Below are 278 nucleotides of genomic sequence, written 5' to 3'. Positions count from 1 at the left end.
AGTGTATATAATTTACCCTAAAACTAGCACTAAAATTACTAGCGCTGTACCTTTCCAATTCATACCACCCGTCATATCACCTGGACTACCTGATTCAGCTCTGTTGAATCCATCATTTAAAGAACCGGTAGGATTATTTTTCAATTCACTTTGCCTTATACGTTCTCTGTTTTCTTCTGGTGACTCTTTTTTCATACGATCACCTCCAAATTAATACACGCTTTACTAAATTATACATTATTACTTTTCTGTTATATGCCAACTGAAAAGATATTTAC

General features: G+C 33.8%; 1 protein-coding gene. It reads right to left on the bottom strand.

Going from position 1 to position 278, the window contains the following annotated elements:
* Positions 1-12: 12 nt before the first annotated feature.
* Positions 13-195 (bottom strand): DUF6366 family protein, encoded by a 183-nt coding sequence (locus ACSG5Z_RS32770; protein WP_435713021.1) that lies wholly within the window; start codon positions 193-195, stop codon positions 13-15.
* Positions 196-278 lie beyond the last annotated feature (83 nt).

Source organism: Bacillus pretiosus (assembly GCF_051294775.1).
Lineage (GTDB): Bacteria > Bacillota > Bacilli > Bacillales > Bacillaceae_G > Bacillus_A > Bacillus_A wiedmannii.
This window is presented reverse-complemented; position numbering and strand designations above follow the sequence as displayed.